General features: G+C 59.6%; 21 protein-coding genes and 2 pseudogenes. 10 read left to right on the forward strand and 13 right to left on the reverse strand.

Going from position 1 to position 21,797, the window contains the following annotated elements:
- Positions 1-39 precede the first annotated feature (39 nt).
- The 5 genes and pseudogenes from C6558_RS29745 to C6558_RS29760 all read right to left on the reverse strand — a co-directional run bounded on the left by C6558_RS29745 (position 40) and on the right by C6558_RS29760 (position 2,802).
- A complete protein-coding gene (locus C6558_RS29745; RefSeq protein ID WP_025425313.1) occupies positions 40-417 on the reverse strand; it encodes a helix-turn-helix domain-containing protein in 378 nt (125 codons plus the stop codon).
- Positions 414-761: pseudogene (locus C6558_RS41760) on the reverse strand (Smr/MutS family protein); the annotation flags it as partial. The gene C6558_RS29745 and the pseudogene C6558_RS41760, both read right to left, overlap by 4 nt.
- A gap of 110 nt (positions 762-871) precedes the next feature.
- A pseudogene (locus C6558_RS41765) lies at positions 872-983 on the reverse strand (DNA mismatch repair protein MutS); the annotation flags it as partial.
- Positions 976-2,082, reverse strand: coding sequence for a murein transglycosylase A (locus C6558_RS29755; RefSeq protein ID WP_025425311.1), 1,107 nt, complete (start codon positions 2,080-2,082; stop codon positions 976-978). The pseudogene C6558_RS41765 and the gene C6558_RS29755, both read right to left, overlap by 8 nt.
- A 15-nt stretch (positions 2,083-2,097) precedes the next feature.
- The gene (locus C6558_RS29760; RefSeq protein ID WP_025425310.1) at positions 2,098-2,802 is read right to left on the reverse strand and encodes a Tim44/TimA family putative adaptor protein; all 705 of its coding nucleotides are present in this window, start codon (positions 2,800-2,802) and stop codon (positions 2,098-2,100) included.
- A 130-nt stretch (positions 2,803-2,932) separates the two neighbouring features.
- On the opposite strand from C6558_RS29760, the gene C6558_RS29765 reads away from it, so the two are divergent.
- A complete protein-coding gene (locus tag C6558_RS29765; RefSeq protein WP_025425309.1) occupies positions 2,933-3,439 on the forward strand; it encodes an FxsA family protein in 507 nt (168 codons plus the stop codon).
- 80 nt (positions 3,440-3,519) lie between these two features.
- Positions 3,520-4,023, forward strand: coding sequence for a protein-export chaperone SecB (gene secB, locus C6558_RS29770; RefSeq protein ID WP_025425308.1), 504 nt, complete (start codon positions 3,520-3,522; stop codon positions 4,021-4,023).
- A gap of 57 nt (positions 4,024-4,080) precedes the next feature.
- Here the strand turns inward: secB and dnaQ are convergent, their stop codons facing one another.
- From dnaQ to C6558_RS29795, 5 genes are read right to left on the reverse strand one after another with little or no spacing between them, the layout of a single operon-like run.
- A complete protein-coding gene (gene dnaQ, locus C6558_RS29775) occupies positions 4,081-4,788 on the reverse strand; it encodes a DNA polymerase III subunit epsilon (protein WP_025425307.1) in 708 nt (235 codons plus the stop codon).
- Entirely contained in the window at positions 4,781-5,380 is a 600-nt protein-coding gene (gene coaE / locus C6558_RS29780) for a dephospho-CoA kinase (protein ID WP_025425306.1), read from the reverse strand. The genes dnaQ and coaE overlap by 8 nt, the downstream gene beginning before the upstream one ends.
- Entirely contained in the window at positions 5,377-6,237 is an 861-nt protein-coding gene (locus tag C6558_RS29785) for a shikimate dehydrogenase (RefSeq protein ID WP_025425305.1), read from the reverse strand. The genes coaE and C6558_RS29785 overlap by 4 nt, the downstream gene beginning before the upstream one ends.
- A complete protein-coding gene (locus tag C6558_RS29790) occupies positions 6,230-6,829 on the reverse strand; it encodes a Maf-like protein (protein ID WP_025425304.1) in 600 nt (199 codons plus the stop codon). The genes C6558_RS29785 and C6558_RS29790 overlap by 8 nt, the downstream gene beginning before the upstream one ends.
- Before the next feature lie 31 nt (positions 6,830-6,860).
- Positions 6,861-7,682, reverse strand: a complete 822-nt coding sequence (locus tag C6558_RS29795) for a pyruvate, water dikinase regulatory protein (protein WP_025425303.1) — start codon at positions 7,680-7,682, stop codon at positions 6,861-6,863.
- Positions 7,683-8,088: 406 nt separating this feature from the next.
- Here C6558_RS29795 and hemE point away from each other — a divergent pair, with 406 nt between their 5' ends.
- The 8 genes from hemE (at position 8,089) to C6558_RS29835 (ending at position 17,158) form a co-directional block, all read left to right on the forward strand.
- Complete coding sequence (gene hemE / locus C6558_RS29800; protein WP_107028046.1) at positions 8,089-9,120, forward strand: uroporphyrinogen decarboxylase; 1,032 nt, start codon at positions 8,089-8,091, stop codon at positions 9,118-9,120.
- Positions 9,120-9,659, forward strand: coding sequence for a protoporphyrinogen oxidase HemJ (hemJ, locus tag C6558_RS29805; RefSeq protein ID WP_025425301.1), 540 nt, complete (start codon positions 9,120-9,122; stop codon positions 9,657-9,659). Before hemE ends, hemJ begins: the two co-directional genes overlap by 1 nt.
- Positions 9,660-9,850: 191 nt before the next feature.
- Positions 9,851-11,116, forward strand: coding sequence for a transcription termination factor Rho (rho, locus tag C6558_RS29810; RefSeq protein ID WP_025425300.1), 1,266 nt, complete (start codon positions 9,851-9,853; stop codon positions 11,114-11,116).
- 366 nt (positions 11,117-11,482) lie between these two features.
- Positions 11,483-12,808 carry a tRNA uridine-5-carboxymethylaminomethyl(34) synthesis GTPase MnmE gene (mnmE, locus tag C6558_RS29815; RefSeq protein ID WP_025425299.1) on the forward strand — a complete coding sequence of 442 codons (1,326 nt, stop codon included), beginning with the start codon at positions 11,483-11,485 and terminating at the stop codon, positions 12,806-12,808.
- Positions 12,809-12,903: 95 nt separating this feature from the next.
- Positions 12,904-14,787 carry a tRNA uridine-5-carboxymethylaminomethyl(34) synthesis enzyme MnmG gene (gene mnmG, locus C6558_RS29820; protein ID WP_025425298.1) on the forward strand — a complete coding sequence of 628 codons (1,884 nt, stop codon included), beginning with the start codon at positions 12,904-12,906 and terminating at the stop codon, positions 14,785-14,787.
- Positions 14,784-15,425 (forward strand): 16S rRNA (guanine(527)-N(7))-methyltransferase RsmG, encoded by a 642-nt coding sequence (gene rsmG / locus C6558_RS29825; protein WP_025425297.1) that lies wholly within the window; start codon positions 14,784-14,786, stop codon positions 15,423-15,425. The genes mnmG and rsmG overlap by 4 nt, the downstream gene beginning before the upstream one ends.
- Positions 15,426-15,440: 15 nt before the next feature.
- The gene (locus C6558_RS29830; RefSeq protein ID WP_025425296.1) at positions 15,441-16,235 is read left to right on the forward strand and encodes a ParA family protein; all 795 of its coding nucleotides are present in this window, start codon (positions 15,441-15,443) and stop codon (positions 16,233-16,235) included.
- Between the two features lie 35 nt (positions 16,236-16,270).
- On the forward strand, positions 16,271-17,158 hold the full coding sequence (locus tag C6558_RS29835; protein ID WP_025425295.1) for a ParB/RepB/Spo0J family partition protein: 888 nt from the start codon (positions 16,271-16,273) through the stop codon (positions 17,156-17,158).
- Between the two features lie 153 nt (positions 17,159-17,311).
- Here the strand turns inward: C6558_RS29835 and holA are convergent, their stop codons facing one another.
- The 3 genes from holA to leuS form a co-directional block, all read right to left on the reverse strand.
- Complete coding sequence (gene holA, locus C6558_RS29840) at positions 17,312-18,346, reverse strand: DNA polymerase III subunit delta (protein ID WP_025425294.1); 1,035 nt, start codon at positions 18,344-18,346, stop codon at positions 17,312-17,314.
- Between the two features lie 113 nt (positions 18,347-18,459).
- On the reverse strand, positions 18,460-18,984 hold the full coding sequence (gene lptE, locus C6558_RS29845; protein ID WP_025425293.1) for an LPS assembly lipoprotein LptE: 525 nt from the start codon (positions 18,982-18,984) through the stop codon (positions 18,460-18,462).
- On the reverse strand, positions 18,971-21,601 hold the full coding sequence (gene leuS, locus C6558_RS29850; RefSeq protein WP_025425292.1) for a leucine--tRNA ligase: 2,631 nt from the start codon (positions 21,599-21,601) through the stop codon (positions 18,971-18,973). Before leuS ends, lptE begins: the two co-directional genes overlap by 14 nt.
- Positions 21,602-21,797 lie beyond the last annotated feature (196 nt).

Raw genomic sequence — 21,797 nt, forward strand, 5'->3', positions numbered from 1 at the left:
CAAATCCCGGACCGCGCGCAGCGGCCGGAAAACAGCTGTTCATCCCCTGTCATTAGCAGGAAATGTGGCTTTTTCCAAAACATCTTCCAGGGCGCGGATCGTGTCGATGGACAAATAGCGGATTTGCCCTCTCAAGCGGTTGGCGAAGGCCGTGTATTCCGGCGCCAGCCCGGACGTATCCAGCACCACTTTCGGCGCGGAGACCTGGGCGATCTGGAACAATTCCTCGGCATCGTCCCAGATGACATTGAAATAGCCGGCGACCCTTTGCAGAAAATCGAAGCTCGGCGCGCCGCGCTTTCCATGTTCGAGCGCTGAGAGATAGGCGGCAGAGACGCCGATCGCCGCGGCCATCTGCTTCTGCGACACCCCCTTCTTGCGCCGCAACGCGCGCACCGCCACGCCAAAGGGGGTCACGTCGTGCTTCCCTTGCTGCGCGCCAGGCGGACATACAGCGCACCATCGCCGCCATGATTGCGGGCCGCGGGCTCGTAGCTCGAGATCAATGGCCGGAACTCCGGCAGCGAGAACCAGAGCGGCACGGCACGCTTCAAGGCGCCGTCGCTGCCGATCGACGTTCCCTTGCCGGTGATGACAAGAACGTGGCGCAGCCCGCGCTCATGCGCTCTCAAAAGAAAATGCAGGAGGAAGCCATGGGCCTCGCTCTGGATCATGCCGTGGAGATCGATCCGCGCTTCAAGCGCGAGGTGCCCCTTCGACAGCTTGCGCTTGACCGGCTTTTCAAGCGGATAGTGGTGTCTGCCGTTCGCGGTCTTGCTGAGGGCAATTCCCTGCTGGTCGTCGGCACCACTCGGCGAGGCCGTGGCCTGCGTCTTCTGCGGCTCGTCCTTGGGCTCGGCCGGAACATCCTCGCCGAGGAATTCCCGGAGATCGTCGAGACGGCCAGGCATGGGCCTGGTCGTGCGTGCCACCTTTCCCCAGAGGATCCGCTCTTCGGCCGAAAGCTTCTTGCCCCTAGCCATTGCCGTATCTTGCCGCGGCCGCACGAGGGATGAAGATGTAGAAATCGGCTTCGTTGCGAACCGCACCCGCAAGCTCGCCCGCCCTGTCACCGGATCCGGTGAAGATGTCGCCGCGGGCCGGGCCGACGATCGCCGATCCGGTGTCAAGCGCCAGCATCAGCCGCCGAAACGGCCGCCCGGCATCGAGACGCGTCAGGCTGTCGCTTGAGATGAAAAACGGCACGCCGAAGGTATGGATCAGCCGATCGACGGCAAGCGATCGTCCCGGCTCCAGCGAAACCTTGGCGGCAGCGACCGGCCCCAGCCGCTCGTCTTCGACGTCCGCCTCGCGGAAAAAGATGAAGGAACGATTGTGCCAAAGTACCTCGTCGATCTTATCCGGATTGGCGGCGAGCCAACCCCGGATGCTCATCATCGACACGGTGGCGGCATCGATCTCGCCGCGATCGATCAGCAGCTTTCCGATCGGGGAAAAATAATGACCGGTCTTGGCGGCATAGGTGATGCGCCGGCGCGAACCGTCGGGATAGACGAGCCGGGCAGCACCCTGGACGTGGACGAAGAACACATCGACCTTGGATCTGGCATAGGCAATCTCCAGACCGCGCCCCGCCAGAAAGCCCTCATCGATCGCGCGACGGTCGGGATATTCGCCAACCACGCCGTCATGCAGCCGGCCGAAGGCGAAATAGGGATCCATATCGGCCGGCCGGTTGGTGTCGTCGACGTCGACGAGATCGATTGGGCGCCGATAGATCGGATAGCGGAAGACTTCGTCGGGTGTCGCTCGCACGTCGATCTCGGGCTCGTAGAACGCCGTCACGAAACCGGTCTTGGCGTTTTCCGGCCTGATCCTGAAGGCGACGAACTGTTGCTCGAAGAATGCGCGGGCTGCAGCCGCGTCGGCAACATCTGCGCTTGCAGCCGAAAACGCGGGCACCAAATCATCGACAGAAATGCCCAGCGAACCGGTGCGGTAAGGCTTTGCCGTCGAGACATGGTGGTGACAGCGGCGCAGCGCGTCGATCACCGCCGTTGGATCGTCGTCCTGCCACCCCGGTAGATCGGAGAAGGTGACAGGCTCAAGTCGAAGCGTCATGGTCGCCCCTTCCGATCAGTTTTCGGATTCGGTAGCGATCAGCTTCCAATTCGGATCACGTGAACGAATGTCGCGCGAGAAAGTCCAGAGATCGTTGACTTCGGCCACCGACTCCGCGTCTCCATCGATGATGGCGCCCTGCTTGTCGTAGGTCGCCGAGATCAACTGGCTGACGATCCGGACCGTGATGTTTTCTTCGCTGTCCTTGACCTCGGCGTGGATGATGTCGGCCTTCTCGATGCCGACGAAGGTAGATTTCACCACCTCGCCCTTGCGCTCGCGCTCGGCAATCGCGGCGTCGAAGCCTTCATAGACCTCGCGCGACAACAGGTTCTTCAGCGTCTTTCGGTCGCCGTCGGCAAAAGCCATAACGATCATCTCGTAGGCCATCTTCGCCCCGTTGACGAACTCCTTCGGGTCGAAGCCGGTGTCGGCGTCGGTCAACGAACGGAGCTGATCGTTGAGCGGCGTCCCCGCCTTGGCAAAGGCGTCAATCGCGGCATAGCGGGCCGAATCGTCCTCGACATTGTCGCGGCGCGGCAGCTGGACGACCTTGCCATTGTCGGCCTTTTCAGGCCCCTGACTCATGTCTCTCGGAGAATAGGGATCAAACGGTGGCCGCTCGCTGCCGGTCCGGCGACCGAGAACGCTGCGCAACTGCAGGAAAATGACCACTGCGGCGATCAAGAAAAAAAACGTGATGAAGTCGAAAGAGCCCATTTCCACCTGAAACCGCTGTTAGAATTTCTCGTAGCTATTCCATATAGTCCGCAAGGATAGATCATTCAAACAGCGTTGTCGCACCCTTAGATCGGAGGTGACGATGCGAAGACCCTTTCAGGCACCGCTAATGCGCTCAATGTTAATTCCCCTGGTCGTTCTTGGACTGCCCCTTGCCGAGATTGCCGGCTTCGTCATCGTCGGCCGCGAAATCGGCCTGGCGATGACGCTGCTGCTCGTTCTGTCGAGCGCAATCGCCGGGGTCGTCCTCCTTCGCTTCCAGGGTTTCGCCATGATCAGGCGCATGCAGGAAGCAACGCGCACTGGCAGCGATCCCGGCCGCGAGGTCCTCGGCGGTGCCTTGATGTTCGTCGCAGCCCTGTTGTTGATCGTGCCCGGCTTCATCAGCGACATCTTCGGTCTGTTTTTATTTGTGCCGCCTGTCCGGCAGGCCGTGGCCGGCTATCTGAGGTCAAAAATGACGATTGTAACCGCTGCCTCGAGCCAGTCCTGGCGCGGACCGAGCCATTCACCGGAAGAGCGCGCCCAACCGCGCGTCATCGACCTTGGCGAAGGCGAGTTCTCAAGGACCGATGATGACGAACCAAACCCGTCCGAAGAGCGCCGGCGGCAATAGCAAAGGCCTGTGGCGCAGGGTTGTAAGCCCTATGACGAAATGCTAGATGGCCTCACCGAATTGAAGTCGAGGAAACCCTTATGACGACTGATACCGCATCCAACGGCAACGGCAGCGCGCAGCAGAGCCCGTCGCTCAACATCCTCGCCCAGTATGTCAAGGATCTCTCGTTCGAGAACCCGGGCGCACCGCGTTCGCTGCAGGCCCGTGACAATGCGCCGTCGATCAACATCAACGTCAACGTCAACGCCAATCCGCTTGCCGAGAACGATTTCGATGTCGTTCTCTCGCTGAACGCGGAAGCCAAGGACGGTGAGCGCGTTCTGTTCAACGTCGAACTTTCCTACGGCGGCGTTTTCCGTGTTGCCGGCTTCCCGCAGGAACACATGCTGCCGCTGCTGTTCATCGAATGCCCGCGCCTGCTGTTCCCGTTCGCGCGCCAGATCGTTGCCGACGCGACCCGCAACGGCGGCTTCCCGCCGCTGATGATCGACCCGATCGATTTCGCTCAGATGTTCGCCCAGCGCATGGCCGAAGAAAAGGTCCGTTCTCAGGTGTCGAACACCAACGAGACCGCCAACTGATCTTGTTCGGTCTGGATCGCAATTATTAGTAAAAAGCCCGGTCGAGCCGGGCTTTTTTCATTCCTGCAGATCGTATTTGGCCCAGATTGCCTTGGGCCCCAGCTTCGCAACCAGCGCGGCATGAGCCTCCTCATCCGCTTCGGACAATCGGTTCGGCAAAGGCCTTGGGCGCTGCGCAATGACGATCGGCGCATCGTCGTGTGCGACGGTTTGTCCCGCGACCTTGTTGCTCGACACCAGACCCAAGGCGGCCTGACGACCGCCGAGCATCTCGATATAGACTTCTGCAAGAAGCTCGGAGTCGAGAAGGGCGCCGTGCTTGGCGCGATGAGAATTGTCGATGCCGTAACGACGGCAAAGCGCATCGAGCGAGTTCGGGCCCATCGGGTGCTTCCGGCGAGCAAGCGCTAGCGTATCCGTCACCCGTTCGCCGGCAATGACCGGCAACCCGATGCGACCGAATTCGGCATTAATGAAGCCCATGTCGAAGGTGGCATTGTGCGCCACCCAGCGGGCATCGCCGAAGAAGTCGAGGATCTGCTGGGCAACATCGGCAAAAGGCGGCTTGTCCTTCAGGAAATCATCGGTGATGCCGTGAATGGCAAGCGCATCCGGATGAACCTTGCGATTGCCGGGATTGACGAAGATATGCAGCGTACGGCCGGTCGGAAACTGGTTTTCCAACTCGACGCCACCGATTTCGATCACCCTGTCCTCGCGATTGTCGAGGCCGGTCGTTTCCGTATCGAAAATGATCTCACGCATCGGGCGCTCCATTCGTGGTGAGGTCATCGACGATCGCCCTCACCTGTTGGCGTGTGTTGTCGAAGCTGTCGCTGGTATCGATGATATAGTCGGCGCGTTCACGCTTCTGACTGTCCGGCACCTGACGCGCCAGGATCATAGCAAATTTCTCTTCAGTCATGCCGGGGCGTTTCATCGCTCGCTCTCTTTGAATCTCGGGCGCGCAGCTAACCACGACCACTTTATCGACCCGCGCCTCGGCGCCCGTCTCGAACAACAACGGAATATCGAGCACGACGAAGGGCACCTCAGCCGCAGCATTCCTGTCGAGGAACTCGCGTTCTTTCTGGCGAACGAGCGGATGCACGATGTTTTCGAGTTCGCGTAGCCTTTCCGGTGTTGCCAACAACTGGCGGGACAGTTCGGCGCGATCGATCGCCCCGTCCCTGACTGTTCCCGGAAAGGCGGCTTCGACCAGTGCGACGGCTTCGCCGCGATAAAGCGCGTGCACCACTTCATCGGCGTCGTTGACCGGCACCCCGAACTCGCGGAACATCTGCGCCGTTGTCGACTTGCCCATTGCCATCGATCCGGTCAATCCGACAATCATCATGCGTGCGTCCCCATATCATCGATGACGAGTTGCCGGAGGTTAGCGTCGACCACGGGCCGGCGGCCGAACCAGAGCTCGAAACCAGGCGCAGCCTGGTGCAGCAGCATGCCAAGTCCATCGACGATGGCGTAGCCCTGCTCCTCCGCCTGGCGAAGCAAAGGCGTCTTCAACGGGACATAGACGATATCGGTGACCACCGCACCCCTGGCCATGACGGTGAAATCGATCTGCGGTGCATCCTGTCCATCCATGCCGAGAGACGTGGTGTTGATGAAGAGGCCAGCGCCGGTCATCACCTCGTTCAATGCCTCCATCGGATGCGCATGCACGGCCGACCCGAAACGGTCGGACAACTCCTGAGCCCTCGCCACCGTGCGATTGACGACATGGATGGTGCTAATGCCCCGGTCGCGCACGGCCTGGATGACGGCGCGGCTGGCGCCACCGGCACCGAGCACAACCGCGGTCGAACATTGGTCCCAGCCGGCCGCCCGTTCGTCAAGATTGGCAACGAACCCTTGGCCATCGGTGTTGGTGGCATGGACTTCGCCGGCCTCGAGCCAAAGCGTATTGGCGGCGCCGAGTTCCAGACAGAGATCGTCAGGGCGATCTGCCAACCGATGGGCGACTTCCTTGTGCGGGATGGTGACGTTGCCGCCGCAAAAACCTGATGTGCCTTGCTTCAGCTCTGCGATGAAGGCCGAGAAATCGGCCGGCTTCACCTCGTGCGCGCGGTAGCTGCCGTCTATCCCGAGCTGTTTCAGCCAATAGCCGTGGATCAATGGCGACCTGGAATGCTTGATCGGATAACCGGTGACGAAGGCGTGGTTAACAAATGTTTCACGTGAATCACGCATCGATCGTTCCCAATTCCCGAAGTTTTGCGAGCAGCGGCAGCATCGGAAGACCGAGGATGGTGAAATAGTCACCATCGATCTTGTCGAACAGCTGGATGCCCTCACCCTCCAGCTGGTAGGCGCCGACACTGGACAGGGCCTTGCTGCCGACACGCTGCAGATGGCGATCGACGAATTCCGGCGTCAGTGTGCGCACTGACATATTTGCGGACGAGACATGGCGCCAAAGGATCTCATCGCCGCGCAAGAGGACAATCGCGCTGTTCAGGCGATGGGTCTTGCCGGAGAGCGACAACAGATGCTGTCCGGCTTCGACCATGTCCTTCGGTTTGTGATAGACACGCTGGCCGAGCGACATGGTCTGGTCGGAACCGATCACCAATGCCTCGGGAAAATGCCGGGCGACATCCCTCGCCTTGGCTTCGGCCAGCCTCATCGCGACATCTTCAGGAACTGCACCTTCTTCCTCAAGTGGTTTTTCAAGCGCCCGCTCGTCGATCTCGGCGGCGCGTGCGGTAAACACCAAGCCGGCATTTTCCAGAAGCGCGCGACGGAACGGGCTTGCTGAAGCCAGAACGAGTGAAGGTGTCATCATCGAAGTTCCCGAATTGTTCGGATTCGCTCTATCGCAGCCGCGGACGCAGGGCAACAATTGCGGCGGCGGTTTCCTCGATCGAGCGGCGGGTGACGTCGATGAGCGGCCAGTTGTTGCGCGCGCAAAGCGCGCGGGCATATTTCAGCTCCTCGGCGATCGCTGCCCTATCGGTATATTGATCGCCGTGAAAGCCTTGCGTGGTGCCAAGCACCCGATGCTGACGAACTTGGGAAATGCGGTCGGCGGTCGCAATCAGGCCGACGACCAGTGGCTTGGTTGCCGCCATCAGCCGATCGGGAAGCGGCACGCCCGGGACGATCGGAATATTGGCCGTCTTTATGCCGCGGTTGGCGAGGTAGATGGATGTCGGCGTCTTCGATGTTCGGCTGATGCCGATTAACACCACATCGGCATCATCGAAATCGGCCGGCAGCTGACCATCATCATGGTCCATGGTGAAATTCAACGCATCGATCCGCGCGAAGTAATCGGCATCCATCACGTGCTGCGCGCCGGAACGGCGTCGCGACGGCGAGCCGAGATAGGACTGAAACAGTTCGATGATCGGATCGAGCACGGAGACGCACGGCACGCCCATCTCGCGACAGCGCTGATCAATGATATCAGCCAGCTCGCGATCGACGATCGTATAAAGCACGATGCCGGGGGCGCCATCGATCGCATCGAGAACCTGCAGCAACTGCCGGCGATTCCTGATCAGCGGATAGACATGCTCGAGCGCATGCGACGCCTGGAATTGCGCCGCTGCCGCCCGCCCCGCAGCGATCAAGGTCTCCCCCGTCGAATCGGAGATCAGATGCAGGTGGAAGTAGTTTTTCTTGTTCTCCACGCAATTCTCCGGGTGCTGTTGATAAACCGGGATAAAAGAGGCTACCGGCGCCGCGACGGCCGAGGCAAGGGGAAAACTGCCGACTTATTCACAATTGGTGCGACGCCGAAGAAAGCTTCGCGGGGGATGTGGACAAGACTCACAGCAATGACAAAGTGTCACGCGTTTCGACTCATTGTCCACAGCAAATCGCTTTCTCTCAAAGACGGCAATCCTCTGATTCAAATCGGATTTTTGCACTTATCCACGAAATGCATTCATGACCGCTGCTCTGCTTCCCACTCGGATTAATCCGATCGGGTGGCCGTGGATGAACTGTGGCCATCTTTTAATCCTTGATACCCACCGACTCTAAGAAATAGAAAGAGTCTAAATATCTTTGTTTATATATTAGGAGAGACCATCCGTGGCCGAGACACGAAGGAAAGTTCTGGAGGTTATGGAGGGGAAGACGGTCAGTCCTCCTCCCGTCTGGCTCATGCGCCAGGCCGGCCGGTACCTTCCCGAATATCGAGCAACGCGTGCCGTCGCCGGAAGTTTCCTCGATCTCTGTTACACGCCTGATCTCGCTGTCGAAGTGACGCTTCAACCGATCCGTCGTTATGCTTTTGACGCAGCCATTCTTTTTTCCGACATCCTCGTCATCCCGGACGCGCTGAAGCGCAACGTTCGCTTTGAGGAAGGCCATGGTCCGAGAATGGATCCGATCGACGTTGATGGCATCGATGCTCTGAAGGCTGACGGTATCTCCAATCACCTGAAACCGGTCTTCGAAACGGTATCGCGTTTGCGTGGGGAACTTCCGGCGGAGACGACGCTGCTCGGATTTTGCGGTGCGCCCTGGACCGTTGCGACCTACATGATCGCTGGTCAGGGAACACCGGATCAGGCCCCTGCCCGGCTGTTCGCTTACCAGAACCCGGAAGCCTTCGAACGGCTTTTGACGTTCCTGGCCGATGTGTCGGCGGACTATCTGGTCGAGCAGATCGATGCCGGCGCCGATGCGGTACAGATTTTCGACTCCTGGGCTGGCGTTCTGGGCGAAGAGGAATTCGAACGATTTGCCGTCAAGCCGGTCGCGCGAATCATCGCTTCGGTGCGGACGCGACGTCCGCAGGCCAAGATCATTGCCTTTGCCAAGGGCGCAGGGCTTCTCCTGAAGCATTATCGCCAGAAGACGGGTGCCGATGCCATCGGGCTCGATTGGACCGTCCCACTGTCCTTTGCTGTCGATTTGCAGAAGGACGGACCGGTGCAGGGTAACCTTGATCCGATGCGGGTCGTTTCCGGCGGTGCCGCCCTCGAGCAGGGCATAGATCGTATTCTCGATGCGCTCGGCAACGGACCGCTCATTTTCAACCTCGGTCACGGGATTACGCCGCAGGCCGATCCGGAGAACGTCTCGGCGCTGGTGTCGCGCGTTCGCGGAGCACGCTGATGGATGAACGCCAGAGGGATCGCGGTCCAGGCAACAGGGCGCGGGTCAGAGCAATGATTGCGCTTGGCGGTTTTGCCGCGTCGCTCATCGGGCTTTTCGTCTGGCAGCCCGACAGCCTCTATCTCTGGATCAAGGCGCTACACGTGATTGCGGTGATGTCGTGGATGGCAGCGCTGCTCTACATGCCGCGCCTGTTCATCTACCACACCGACGCAGCACCCGGTTCCGAACAGTCCGAAACCTTCAAAATGATGGAACAGCGGTTGCTGACGGTCATCATGAACCCGGCGATGATGATCTCCTGGGTGCTCGGGCTTTACCTCGCCTGGAGCGTCTACGACTTCCAGGGCGGCTGGCTTCACGCCAAGCTGCTATTCGTGGTGATGCTGACCGTCGTGCACATGCGCTTCAGCCGGGCGGTTCGGGCGTTCCAGCGGGACGAAAATCGCCGCACGGCACGCTACTGGCGGTTGATGAACGAAGCCCCGACGCTGCTGATGATCCTGATCGTCATCATGGTCGTGGTGAAGCCGTTTTGAATTTTAACGATTGCTAATTGTAATAGTTCTCGCTAATTTTCGTCAGCCCCTTGCGGCGTTTCACGTGAATCGCTATTTTCTCCCATCTCCTCTTCATGGCTTGTGACAAAGACCAGAGCCTGCCCCTCCTGCCGCAGCTCCCTTCAGAAAACACGCCGTCTTTCCATTCCCAGACGAAACATGGATCCTTCATGGCTGAAATGAAGCTACAAGAACTTAAGAACAAGACGCCGACCGATCTTCTGGCCTTTGCCGAAGAGCTCGAGGTGGAAAATGCGAGCACCATGCGCAAGCAGGAGCTGATGTTCGCAATCCTCAAGATGCTCGCCTCCCAGGATATCGAAATCATCGGTGAAGGCGTCGTCGAGGTTCTGCAGGACGGATTCGGCTTTCTGCGCTCTGCCAATGCCAACTACCTTCCCGGCCCGGACGATATCTACATCTCCCCCTCCCAGATCCGCCGCTTCTCGCTGAAGACCGGCGACACGGTCGAGGGACCGATCCGCGGACCGAAGGAAGGCGAACGCTACTTCGCGCTGCTGAAAGTCAACACCATCAATTTCGACGATCCCGAAAAGATCCGTCACAAGGTTCACTTCGACAACCTGACGCCGCTCTATCCAAACGAGCGCTTCAAGATGGAACTCGATATCCCGACGTCGAAGGACCTTTCTGCTCGGGTGATCGACCTGGTCGCGCCGCTCGGCAAGGGCCAGCGCGGTCTGATCGTCGCTCCGCCGCGCACCGGTAAGACCGTTCTCCTGCAGAACATCGCCCACTCGATCACCGCAAACCATCCGGAATGTTACCTGATCGTTCTGTTGATCGACGAACGGCCGGAAGAAGTCACCGACATGCAGCGCTCCGTGAAGGGCGAAGTGGTTTCCTCTACCTTTGACGAGCCGGCGACGCGCCACGTGCAAGTCGCCGAAATGGTGATCGAAAAGGCAAAGCGCCTGGTCGAGCACGGCCGCGACGTCGTGATCCTGCTCGATTCCATCACCCGCCTCGGTCGCGCCTATAACACCGTTGTTCCTTCATCCGGCAAGGTTCTGACCGGTGGTGTCGACGCCAACGCCCTGCAGCGCCCGAAGCGCTTCTTTGGTGCCGCCCGCAACATCGAAGAAGGTGGTTCGCTGACCATCATCGCCACGGCGCTGATCGATACCGGCAGCCGCATGGACGAAGTCATCTTCGAAGAGTTCAAGGGTACCGGCAACTCGGAAATCGTGCTCGACCGCAAGGTCGCCGACAAGCGCATCTTCCCGGCGATGGACATTCTCAAGTCCGGCACGCGTAAGGAAGACCTGCTGGTTCCACGCCAGGATCTGCAGAAGATCTTCGTTCTTCGCCGGATTCTGGCCCCGATGGGTACCACCGACGCGATCGAGTTCCTCATCGACAAGCTGAAGCAGACAAAGAACAACGGCGACTTCTTCGACTCGATGAACACCTGATACGGCCGAACGCCGATATCGTGATTGAGACCGGGCAGGTGATCTTGCCCGGTCTCTTTATTTCCAGCGATCACGTTGATTAGCCGGATTCAACGATGGACCGGCTTCCTCGGCGAGCCTTTCGATTCGCTATCGCAATGATCTTGGATCCCCTCATCCGGTGTCGCCTTCTGTCAGTTCAGTGATTCACGTGAAACACATTCGGGCGATCCCGCGGCTAAGGCTTGATCTTCTCCCGACTATTCGGCATAAGCTCGCAACCGCTCGACACCTCTGTGAACGCCGGGAACCGCCTCACCCGCCGGAACTTGTTTCCGGCGCAGGCGTGCGTAGAGCAGGAACTCTCTTTGGATCTCAGGTGACACGATGCCATCGGTGGATACGATATACGCGCTTTCCAGCGGGGCGTTGCCAGCCGGCGTAGCGGTGATCAGGATAAGCGGACCAGAAACAAACGCTGTCCTGAAGTCATTGTGTGGTGCCGTCCCTGAGCCGCGTTTGGCGTCACTGAAATCGATTCGCTCTCGCAACGGTTTCATGATCGATAGCGGCCTGATCATCTACTTCCGCGGCCCGGCCTCGTTTACAGGGGAAGACTGTGCCGAGTTGCACGTGCATGGCAGCCGTGCCGTTGTTCAAATGCTGCTGCATGAGTTGTCTGGCTTTGCGGGGCTGCGCCACGCTGAGGCCGGCGAGTTTTCACGGCGAGCCTTCCATAACGGCAAGATGGATCTTGTCGAGATTGAGGGCTTGTCGGATCTGATCGCTGCGGAGACCGAGATGCAGCGTCGTCTGGCGCTGGAGCATTCCGCCGGCGGCCAGTCTAAGGTCTATGACGATTGGGCCAAGCGTCTGACCCATGCGCGCGCGATGATCGAGGCGGAGCTCGATTTCGCCGATGAGGAGGACGTGCCGGGCTCGGTCAGTGACCGGATCTGGAAAGATATGGAATTGCTGCGTCGCGAGATCGACGCGCACATTGCCCAGGCGCCGATTGGCGAAATCATCCGGGATGGCCTGAAGATCGTCATTGCCGGCGAACCCAACGCCGGCAAGTCCAGCCTGCTCAATGCCTTGGCAAAACGTGATATCGCGATCGTGACAGAGATAGCCGGAACGACGCGCGATGTGCTTTCCGTCGACCTTTCATTAGCCGGATTCTCCGTCAAGTTGTTCGATACTGCCGGGCTGCGCGAGACCGACGAGACGGTGGAGCGTGAAGGTATTCGCCGCGCTCGCGATGTAATTGCAAACGCCGACCTTGTGCTGCTTCTTTCCGAAAACACAGAAGGTTTTAACACCCTTGACGACCTCGCTCTTACGGCTGTGCCGGTCTTGCGGGTCGCAACCAAGATCGACCGAGCCGGCAGCGATACCATTCCGGGCGCCGAGGTTTCGATTTCGACCACAACGGGTGCGGGGATGGACCAGCTCTTGAACGTCATATCGGGCTATCTACCTGATTTGTCTGGGGTTACCGCCCTCTCTATCCCCTCCAGACGCAGGCATGTTGACGCCTTGCGCCAAGCCAGCATTGCGCTTGCGGAAAGTTTGCGCCTGAACCAAGACGGCCTGGATATACGCGCTGAGCTGCTTCGTGTCGCAGGGGATGCAATCGGACGCATCACCGGGCGTGTGGATGTTGAAAACCTGTTGGATGTGATATTTTCCGAATTCTGTATCGGTAAATGATGTTCGACTAAAACAATACAACGCTAGCGAGTCATGCGAAGTGTTTCACGTGAAACGATTCGAATCCGGAACGCGTTTGATCGGAGATGATAAAAATGGTCCATTTTGACGTTATCGTCATTGGTGGAGGTCATGCCGGCTGCGAGGCTGCGGCGGCGGCCGCGCGCCTCGGTGCACGCACCGCTCTGATTACCCATAAGGCGTCGACCATTGGCGTGATGTCGTGCAACCCGGCGATTGGGGGTCTAGGCAAAGGCCACCTCGTGCGTGAGATCGATGCGCTTGATGGCTTGATGGGTCGCATCGCCGATGCGGCTGGAATTCAGTTTCGCCTGCTCAATCGGCGCAAGGGGCCGGCTGTTCGTGGCCCACGTACCCAAGCCGACCGGCGACTCTATCGCGAAGCCATGCAGCGAGAGATTGACGCCATTGAAAACCTGACCGTGATCGAAGGTGATGCTTTCGACCTTCTTGAACAGGACAGCAAGATTGCCGGCGTGGTGATGAAGGATGGCAGATCCTTTGCTGCGGCGGCGGTGGTGCTGACGACCGGGACCTTTCTAAAGGGACTGATCCATATCGGCGACCAGAAGATACCGGCGGGTCGTATTGGCGAAGAGCCGTCGCTTGGCCTCTCCGCCACCTTGGCGCGCTACGGCCTTCGTTTGGGACGGTTGAAGACGGGGACGCCAGCACGCCTGGACGGCAAGACTATTGATTGGGATCGCGTCGGACGCCAGGGGCCTGACGAAGATCCGGTGCCCTTCTCCTTCATGACCGATCGGATCGTCAACCGACAGATCGACTGCGGTGTGACCCGAACCACCGAAGCCACGCATAAGATCATTGCCGACAATATCGGCAAGTCGGCGATGTATTCCGGTCAGATCGAAGGTGTCGGTCCGCGCTACTGCCCCTCGATCGAGGATAAGATCGTTCGCTTTGGCGAACGGGACGGTCACCAGATCTTCCTTGAACCGGAAGGCCTGGACGATGATACCGTCTATCCCAACGGCATTTCGACATCCTTGCCGGCAAACGTTCAAGCCGCGTTTATTCGCACAATCCCCGGCCTTGAGAGTGTCGTGATCCTCCAGCCGGGTTACGCGATCGAATACGATCACGTCGATCCGCGTGAGCTTGATGCGACGCTGGCGGTGCGCAAGATGCCGGGCTTGTTCCTCGCCGGCCAGATCAATGGCACCACGGGCTATGAAGAGGCCGGGGCACAAGGCCTGGTCGCCGGCTTGAATGCTGCCAAGGCAGCGACGGGGCGCGAAGCCGTCATCTTCAGCCGCACCGATTCCTATATCGGCGTGATGGTCGACGACCTGACCTCTCGGGGTATTACCGAACCCTATCGCATGTTCACGTCACGCGCCGAATACCGATTGTCCCTGCGTGCCGACAATGCAGACGTGCGCCTGACACCGAAGGCAATCGAAATCGGTTGCGTGTCTGAAGCGCGGCAGGCGCGCTTTGTCGAATGGAAGGCGCAGTTTGACAGCGGTCGGGCATTGCTCAAGCAATTGTCGGTGACGCCGGCAGAAGGCAACCGTCATGGACTCAAACTGAACCAGGATGGCCAGCGGCGAACGGCGTTCGAAATCCTATCCTATCCTGACCAGAGTGTTGGTGCCTTGCTGATCCTGTGGCCCGAGTTGAAAGACATTCCGTCCGCGGTGGTGGAGGCACTCGAAATCGATGCTGCCTATGCCGTCTATATGGACCGCCAGGCATCGGACATTGCTGGCATCCGCCGCGAAGAGGATTTAGCGATTCCAAGCGATTTTGACTTTTCGGCATTAGCTGGTCTATCGAATGAGCTGAAGCAGAAGTTGACGCTGCAGGCGCCGCGGAATCTGGCCCAGGCGCTGAAGGTCGATGGGATGACCCCGGCCGCGGCCTCGTTGATCTTGGCTTGGTTGAAACGAATGAGTCGTTCCGCGGAACGGGAAGAAAAGGTAAGTGCGCAATGAAAACGAGTCCCTTCGCTGGCTTGAACGGACTGCGTGTTTCACGTGAAACGAAGGAACGACTAGAGCACTTCGCAGCGCTGTTTCAGAAATGGGCGAAGTTCATCAATCTGATTGCTCCGTCGACGCTCGACGACCTGTGGCGGCGGCATATCGTCGATAGTCTACAATTGGCGCAACTTGCGCCGGGTCCGAAGACCTGGGTCGATCTCGGTAGCGGTGGTGGATTTCCCGGAGTGATTACCGCCATCTACCTCCAGGAATTTTCCGACGGCTGGGTACATTTGATCGAGAGCAACAACAAGAAAGCCGCTTTCCTGCGCGTTGCGTTGACGGAGACCGGTGCGCGCGGATCCGTTCATCCGATTCGAATCGAAGATGCCAGCTCTGTCGCACCAAAATGCGATGCGATTTCCGCCCGTGCGCTGGCGGATCTGAGCCTACTGCTCGATTATTCATCGCCTTGGCTGACGGCCGAAGGTGGCAAAACGGTCGCCTACTTCCACAAAGGGCGGGATTACCAGCGTGAGATCGACAAAGCCGTTGGCCGCTATGCGTTTGATCTGGTAAAACACCCAAGCATCGTTGAGCCAGATTCTGTTGTGCTCGAGATCGCAAATCTTTCGCGAAGAACTCAGTGATTGGCGAGCGGAAACATGTTTGGCGCAAAAAATCGGATCATCACGATAGCGAACCAGAAGGGGGGCGTCGGCAAAACGACGACGGCGATCAATCTGGCAACGGCATTGGCCGCCATCGGCGAAAAGGTTCTGATCGTTGATCTGGACCCGCAGGGCAATGCCAGCACCGGCCTCGGCATTCAGCGCCGCGATCGCCATCTCTCCTCCTATGAATTGATGGTTGGATCGCACTCGATAGGTGAGATCGTCCAGCAGACAGTTGTGCCGAATCTGGCTATCGTGCCCTCGACGATGGATCTGCTCGGCGTCGAAATGGAAATCTCCAGGGAGGTCGATCGCGCCTTTCGTCTTCGCAAGGCCTTGGAGAGCCCCGAGGCATTGGAGTATTCATACGTTCTCGTCGACTGCCCGCCATCGTTCAATCTGCTGACGATGAACGCTATGGCTGCCGCACATTCGGTACTGGTGCCGCTTCAGTGCGAATTCTTCGCGCTGGAGGGTTTGAGCCAGTTGCTGGAGACGGTTGACCAAGTGCGCCAAACGGTCAACCCGAACCTGGACATCCAGGGTATCGTGTTGACGATGTTCGATTCTCGCAACAATCTGGCACAGCAGGTGGTGAGCGATGTCCGCACCCATCTTGGGGATAAGGTCTACCACACGCTCATTCCGCGGAATGTGCGTGTATCGGAAGCACCGTCCTATGGTAAGCCGGCCATCCTTTACGATCTGAAATGCGCAGGCAGCCAAGCCTACCTTCAACTCGCATCGGAAGTAATCCAGCGCGAGCGGCAGCGCAAAGCCGCATAATTGTTTCGGTACCGGAATTTAAATCGGGTGACACTATGAACGACGACAGCTCGAAGAGAAGGCTTGGCCGGGGACTGGCTGCATTGATCGGCGAGATGGATCAGCCGATACAGGCCGGCGCCTCCCCTGCTCCGGTTAACCCCGATCGGAAAGTGCCGATCGAGTTCGTATCGCGCAACCCGCGAAACCCGCGTCGACAGTTCGACGAAGGTGAACTGCAGGACCTCGCCAGTTCCATTCGGCAGCACGGCATCGTCCAGCCGGTCGTCGCTCGCACGATCGGCACTGACCGTTACGAGATCATCGCCGGGGAACGCCGCTGGCGTGCAGCGCAGCTCGCCGGCTTTACCGAAATTCCGGTTATCATCCGCGACGTTGACGATCGCACGGCGCTCGAAATCGCGATCGTCGAGAACGTGCAGCGGTCCGACCTTAACCCGCTCGACGAAGCGCTTGGCTACGAGCAGCTGATTGCCGAACACGGCTACACCCAGAACGATCTCGGCGAGATCATCGGCAAGAGCCGCAGCCATGTCGCCAACAGCCTGCGGCTTTTGAAGCTGCCCGAGCCGGTGCGGGACATGTTGTCAGAAGGAAGCCTGTCGGCAGGCCATGCGCGCGCGCTGATCCCGACGTCGGATCCGGCAACGCTCGCCCGCAACATCGTCGCAAAGGGTCTCTCCGTTCGCGACGCTGAGCGGCTGGCGCAGAACGATATTCGCGCCCAGAACGATCCCCACTACGCCAAGGCCGCACGTCGTGACGAGAAGGACGCCGATACGTTGGCGCTGGAGCGGACACTGTCCGACAGCCTCGGGCTTGAAGTCACCGTCAGTCACAAGGCTTCAGGCGGGCACCTCAGGATTTCCTACAAGACGCTTGATCAGCTTGAAGAGATCTGCCGCCTGCTCGAGCGCCGCTAGAGTGTTTTCGATTTAAACCGAACTACAGAAACGCTCTATCTCTTTGTTTTTACGCATTTCCTGACGGAAAACCGCTTCGCACCTTTCCTGGAAAGGCTTTAAGCGCGCTTCCAATTGCCCGATAGGCTGATTTGAGCCTGCTTTTGCGGGCTCTCAGCGTCTGGCTGACTGCACGGCAATCGCCAACAGGTTCTGCAGCACCATGCTCTCCTCGAGGCTCTGGCGCGTGCGGCTCTGATAGATCGTATTTTGAAGCCGTGTCAGTTCGCGGCGGATCGCCGGCGAAGACCAATGTCTGAGGGCTGCTTCGATGATGGGCTTGCGACGAAAATGCAGGTGCCGGCCCATGGTGGCGATAACCTGGCCGGCCTGCTGGCGGCTGGCATCCATTTCGGCGCGCATCAGATCGAGCTGCTGAAACTGCCTGAGGCACCCCTGCAAAACGAGGAAGGCGGGCGTTTTTGACGTGGTTATCTTCTGCATCGCATGCAATAGACCGTCAAGGTCACCCTTCAGGACCGCATCGACAGCATCATCAACGGAAATGGCGCTGGCATCGCCGACAATGTCGGTCACATCCGATTCGTCGACGGTGCTCTTGCCACGGCAATAGAGTGCAAGCTTGCGTACTTCGTTGCGCGATGCCAGGCGGTCGCCGCCAAGCGCTTCCATCAGCCGTTCACGTGCCGCCGGAGTAATGCCGAGTTTTTCTTCGCCCAATTCCTTGTCGATCAACGCCTGCAGGCTGCGGGCGTCGTCGCTGTAGCAGGCGATAGTCGCGATCGAACGTGCCGTCTCGGCCACCTTGCGCAGCGCCGATCCCTTCTTGAGATCACCCGCTTCGACGACAACATAGCTACCGGTCGGCGGTTCGCCGGCCAAAATCTGCAGACCATCGACCAACGCCTTCTCGTTGGCGGCTCCGCGGACCCAGATGAGCCTTTCGCCACCGAAGAGGCCGATCGAATTGACCTCGTCGAGCAACCGGCCGGGGCTCTGTTGCAGATCCCCGGCATCGAGCTTGGTGATGGAAAATGGGTCGTCGAGCGCAACGCCGCTGCGCGACGCGATCGCCTCTGCCCGCTCCGAAACCAGCCCGCGGTCTGGTCCGTAGAGGACAAAGAGGCGATAAAGTGCCGCTGACTTCTGTAGGAAAGAGTCGAATTCGTGCGACTTGACTTCGCTCATTCCGTCACCGCCTAGAGCGTTTCCAGTTTAGACTGACTCCCAGAAACGCTCTATCCCTTTGTTTCAACGCAATTCCTGCCGGAAAACCGCTTCGCACTTTTCCTGGAAATGCTCTATCGGCTGAGGGCCGCGGCGATATCGGCCCGGATCAGCTCTGCCAGTTCCCTTGCAGCGCGGTTCTCGCCATCGCGGACGGCGCGGACCTTGGCAAACTCCTGGACGGGAAAGTCGACAAGCGCGACGGCCGTGCGGTTGCCTGACTTGATGGTTTCGCCCGTGCCGGCCCTGGACAGGTTATAGTCCGCTTTCACGACGATACGCCCTGCGGCTGCCCGGTCCCGTGCCTGATCAAAGAGCGTGCCCATGACGCGGGTCGTGACGTTCAGCGCCAGATGATATTGCGGGTTCGCCGGTTCTCCCTGGCCGCCGGCGGCCAGGAAGATCAATGCGTTGCGCACCTCCTGCTCAACACGGTCATCCGCATCGGAGATTTCGATCGACGCAAGCGCTGCCGATGTGCCGACCGCATCGGAATAAAGTGGCCTGACCTGGCAGCCGGCGAGCGCGGTCAACATAAGAACACCAGCCAGCATCGGGAGCGACCGGATGCTGGAGCCAGCTCTATCAGACAACGACATTGACGATCCTCTGAGGCACGACGATGATTTTCTTGGGGCTGCTGCCGTTGAGAACGGACTTGACGGCATCGAGAGCGAGAACGGCATTCTCGATCGCAGTCTGATCTGCATCGCGCGCGATTGTCAAATCCGCGCGCTTCTTGCCGTTGATCTGGACCGGCAGCGTGACTTCATTCTCAACGACGAGCGCCGCATCAAACTTCGGCCAGCCGCTTTCGGCGATCAGGCCCTTGCCGCCGATCGCCTGCCAGCATTCCTCGGCCAGGTGCGGCATCATTGGGGCGATCAGGTTGACCAGGATCGATGTTGCTTCCTTTGCAGCCGCTGCCAGCGCCGCATCGGCCTTGCCGGCAGCAACCTGGGTCAAGGGGGCCGCAATCACGTTCACGAGCTCATAGATACGTGCCACGGCCTTGTTGAAGGCCAGCTTGTCGTAATCGGCTTCAACCGCGCGCAGCGTCCTGTGGGCCGCCTGTGAGAGAACGAGTCCGCTGCCTTCATGGGCTGGCGCCGCCTCGACTGTGCGAAGTGTTTCCGCCGCCTCGCCGATCAGGCGCCAGACGCGCTGAACGAAGCGATGGGCGCCTTCGACGCCAGACTCTGACCAGATGACGTCACGGTCGGGCGGCGAGTCGGACAGAACGAAGAAGCGTGCGGTATCGGCGCCGTAGGAGGCGATGATATCGTCAGGATCAACGACGTTCTTCTTCGACTTCGACATCTTCTCGATCGAGCCGATGGTGATGTCTTCGCCGGTCTCGAGCAGAACGGCGCGGCGCTGTCCGTCGACCTCGTCGATGCGGATTTCCGCCGGCGTGATCCATTCGCGCTGGGCGCCTTCGCCGCGGCTGTAGGTCTCGTGCACCACCATGCCCTGGGTGAACAGGCCCTTGAACGGTTCGTCCAGGGCAACATGGCCGGTCGCCTTCATCGCGCGGGTGAAGAAGCGCGAATAGAGCAGATGTAGGATCGCGTGTTCGATACCGCCGATATACTGGTCGACGGGCAGCCAGTGGTTGGCCGTCTTCGGATCGGTCGGGTCGTCCTCCCAAGGAGCCGTGAAGCGCGTGAAGTACCAGGACGAATCGACGAAGGTGTCCATCGTGTCGGTCTCGCGACGGGCGTCCTTGCCGCAATGCGGGCAGGCCACGTGCCGCCAGGTCGGATGGCGGTCGAGCGGGTTGCCCGGCTTGTCGAAGGTGACGTCCGGCGGCAGGATGACGGGCAGGTCGGCCTTGGGAACGGGAATGACGCCGCAGTCATCGCAATGGATGACCGGGATCGGGCAGCCCCAATAGCGCTGGCGGGAAATACCCCAGTCGCGCAGGCGGAAATTGACCTTGCGTTCGGCGCGCGGCGCGCCGGCCAACACGCACTTTTCCAGCTTCGATGCCACGGTTTCGAACGCGTCTTCCGTCGACAGGCCGTCGAGAAAACGCGAATTGATCATCACGCCGTCGCCGATATAGGCCTCGTCACCGATCGCGAAGCTTTCGGCATCGGCATCCCTCGGCATGACGACCGGAACGACTGGAAGCCCATACTTGCGGGCGAAGTCGAGGTCGCGCTGGTCGCCGGACGGGCAGCCGAAGATCGCGCCCGTGCCGTAGTCCATGAGGACGAAGTTGGCGACGTAGACCGGCAGCTCCCAGCTTTCGTCGAGTGGATGCCTGGCGCGGATGCCGGTGTCCATGCCCTTCTTTTCAGCGGTCTCGAGCGCTGCAAGTGAGGTCCCGGCGCGCCGGCACTCCTCGCAGAAGGCCTCGATTGCCGGATCCTTTGCCGCTGCCTGCCTGGCAAGCGGGTGATCGGCGGAAATCGCCAGGAAGGAGGCGCCGAACAGCGTGTCCGGACGGGTAGTGTAAACGGTCAGTTCCGTGGTGTCGGCGGCGGCGGTGCCTTCGACGATCTGCCAGCGAATGGACAGGCCCTCGGAGCGGCCGATCCAGTTCTTCTGCATCAGGCGTACTTTTTCCGGCCACTGGTCCAGCGTGTCCAGAGCGTCCAGCAGTTCCTGGCTGAAGTCGGTGATGCGGAAGAACCACTGCGTCAGCTCGCGCTGCTCGACGAGCGCGCCGGAACGCCAACCGCGGCCGTCAATGACCTGCTCGTTGGCGAGAACGGTATTGTCGACCGGGTCCCAGTTGACCTTGGACTGCTTGCGGTAAACCAGGCCCTTCTCGAGAAAATCGATAAACAGGTGCTGTTGGCGCTGGTAGTATTCAGGGTCGCAGGTCGCGAATTCGCGGTTCCAGTCAAGCGACAGTCCCATGACCTTCAGCTGCGCCTTCATCGAGGCGATGTTCTGATAGGTCCAGCTGGCCGGATGCACGCCGCGCTCCATGGCGGCGTTTTCCGCCGGCATGCCGAAGGCATCCCAACCCATGGGGTGAAGCACGTTGAAGCCCCGGGCGCGCTTGTAGCGGGCGACGACGTCGCCCATCGTGTAGTTGCGCACGTGGCCCATGTGGATGCGCCCGGACGGATAGGGGAACATCTCGAGCACGTAATATTTTTCGCGCGGATCATCGTTCTCGGTCTTGAAGACCTCGCCGTTTTCCCATTCCTGCTGCCAACGCGGCTCGGCATCACGCGGATTATATCGTTCGGTAGACATGTCTTTTAGGTGTTCCGGAAGTTCTGCGGGGCAAGGGAGCGCCCTCATGATAGTTGGGGTGACCTTCATCATGAAACCGCTTGGTGGTCAAGTTTTCGAAGGGTTTGGCGCGACACTTTGGCGGATTTGGGCCGGCTCGAGCGGCGATGGCCTTGGCAAGGCGCGCAAGTTTGCCTAATCCGCTAGTTATCGCCCG

The sequence above is a fragment of the Ensifer sp. NM-2 genome (genome assembly GCF_003024455.1).
GTDB lineage: Bacteria > Pseudomonadota > Alphaproteobacteria > Rhizobiales > Rhizobiaceae > Ensifer > Ensifer canadensis.

Coding starts and splice junctions, on each gene's coding strand:
- dnaQ (WP_025425307.1), bottom strand. CDS start 4,788: ATGCGTGAGATCATTTTCGATACGGAAACGACCGGCCTCGACAATCGC.
- C6558_RS29835 (WP_025425295.1), top strand. CDS start 16,271: ATGAACGACGACAGCTCGAAGAGAAGGCTTGGCCGGGGACTGGCTGCA.
- C6558_RS29765 (WP_025425309.1), top strand. CDS start 2,933: ATGCGCTCAATGTTAATTCCCCTGGTCGTTCTTGGACTGCCCCTTGCC.
- rsmG (WP_025425297.1), top strand. CDS start 14,784: ATGAAAACGAGTCCCTTCGCTGGCTTGAACGGACTGCGTGTTTCACGT.
- coaE (WP_025425306.1), bottom strand. CDS start 5,380: ATGATGATTGTCGGATTGACCGGATCGATGGCAATGGGCAAGTCGACA.
- mnmG (WP_025425298.1), top strand. CDS start 12,904: ATGGTCCATTTTGACGTTATCGTCATTGGTGGAGGTCATGCCGGCTGC.
- hemJ (WP_025425301.1), top strand. CDS start 9,120: ATGGATGAACGCCAGAGGGATCGCGGTCCAGGCAACAGGGCGCGGGTC.
- rho (WP_025425300.1), top strand. CDS start 9,851: ATGGCTGAAATGAAGCTACAAGAACTTAAGAACAAGACGCCGACCGAT.
- C6558_RS29790 (WP_025425304.1), bottom strand. CDS start 6,829: ATGACACCTTCACTCGTTCTGGCTTCAGCAAGCCCGTTCCGTCGCGCG.
- secB (WP_025425308.1), top strand. CDS start 3,520: ATGACGACTGATACCGCATCCAACGGCAACGGCAGCGCGCAGCAGAGC.
- leuS (WP_025425292.1), bottom strand. CDS start 21,601: ATGTCTACCGAACGATATAATCCGCGTGATGCCGAGCCGCGTTGGCAG.
- mnmE (WP_025425299.1), top strand. CDS start 11,483: ATGCCATCGGTGGATACGATATACGCGCTTTCCAGCGGGGCGTTGCCA.
- lptE (WP_025425293.1), bottom strand. CDS start 18,984: ATGTCGTTGTCTGATAGAGCTGGCTCCAGCATCCGGTCGCTCCCGATG.
- C6558_RS29830 (WP_025425296.1), top strand. CDS start 15,441: ATGTTTGGCGCAAAAAATCGGATCATCACGATAGCGAACCAGAAGGGG.
- C6558_RS29755 (WP_025425311.1), bottom strand. CDS start 2,082: ATGACGCTTCGACTTGAGCCTGTCACCTTCTCCGATCTACCGGGGTGG.
- C6558_RS29760 (WP_025425310.1), bottom strand. CDS start 2,802: ATGGGCTCTTTCGACTTCATCACGTTTTTTTTCTTGATCGCCGCAGTG.
- C6558_RS29785 (WP_025425305.1), bottom strand. CDS start 6,237: ATGCGTGATTCACGTGAAACATTTGTTAACCACGCCTTCGTCACCGGT.
- holA (WP_025425294.1), bottom strand. CDS start 18,346: ATGAGCGAAGTCAAGTCGCACGAATTCGACTCTTTCCTACAGAAGTCA.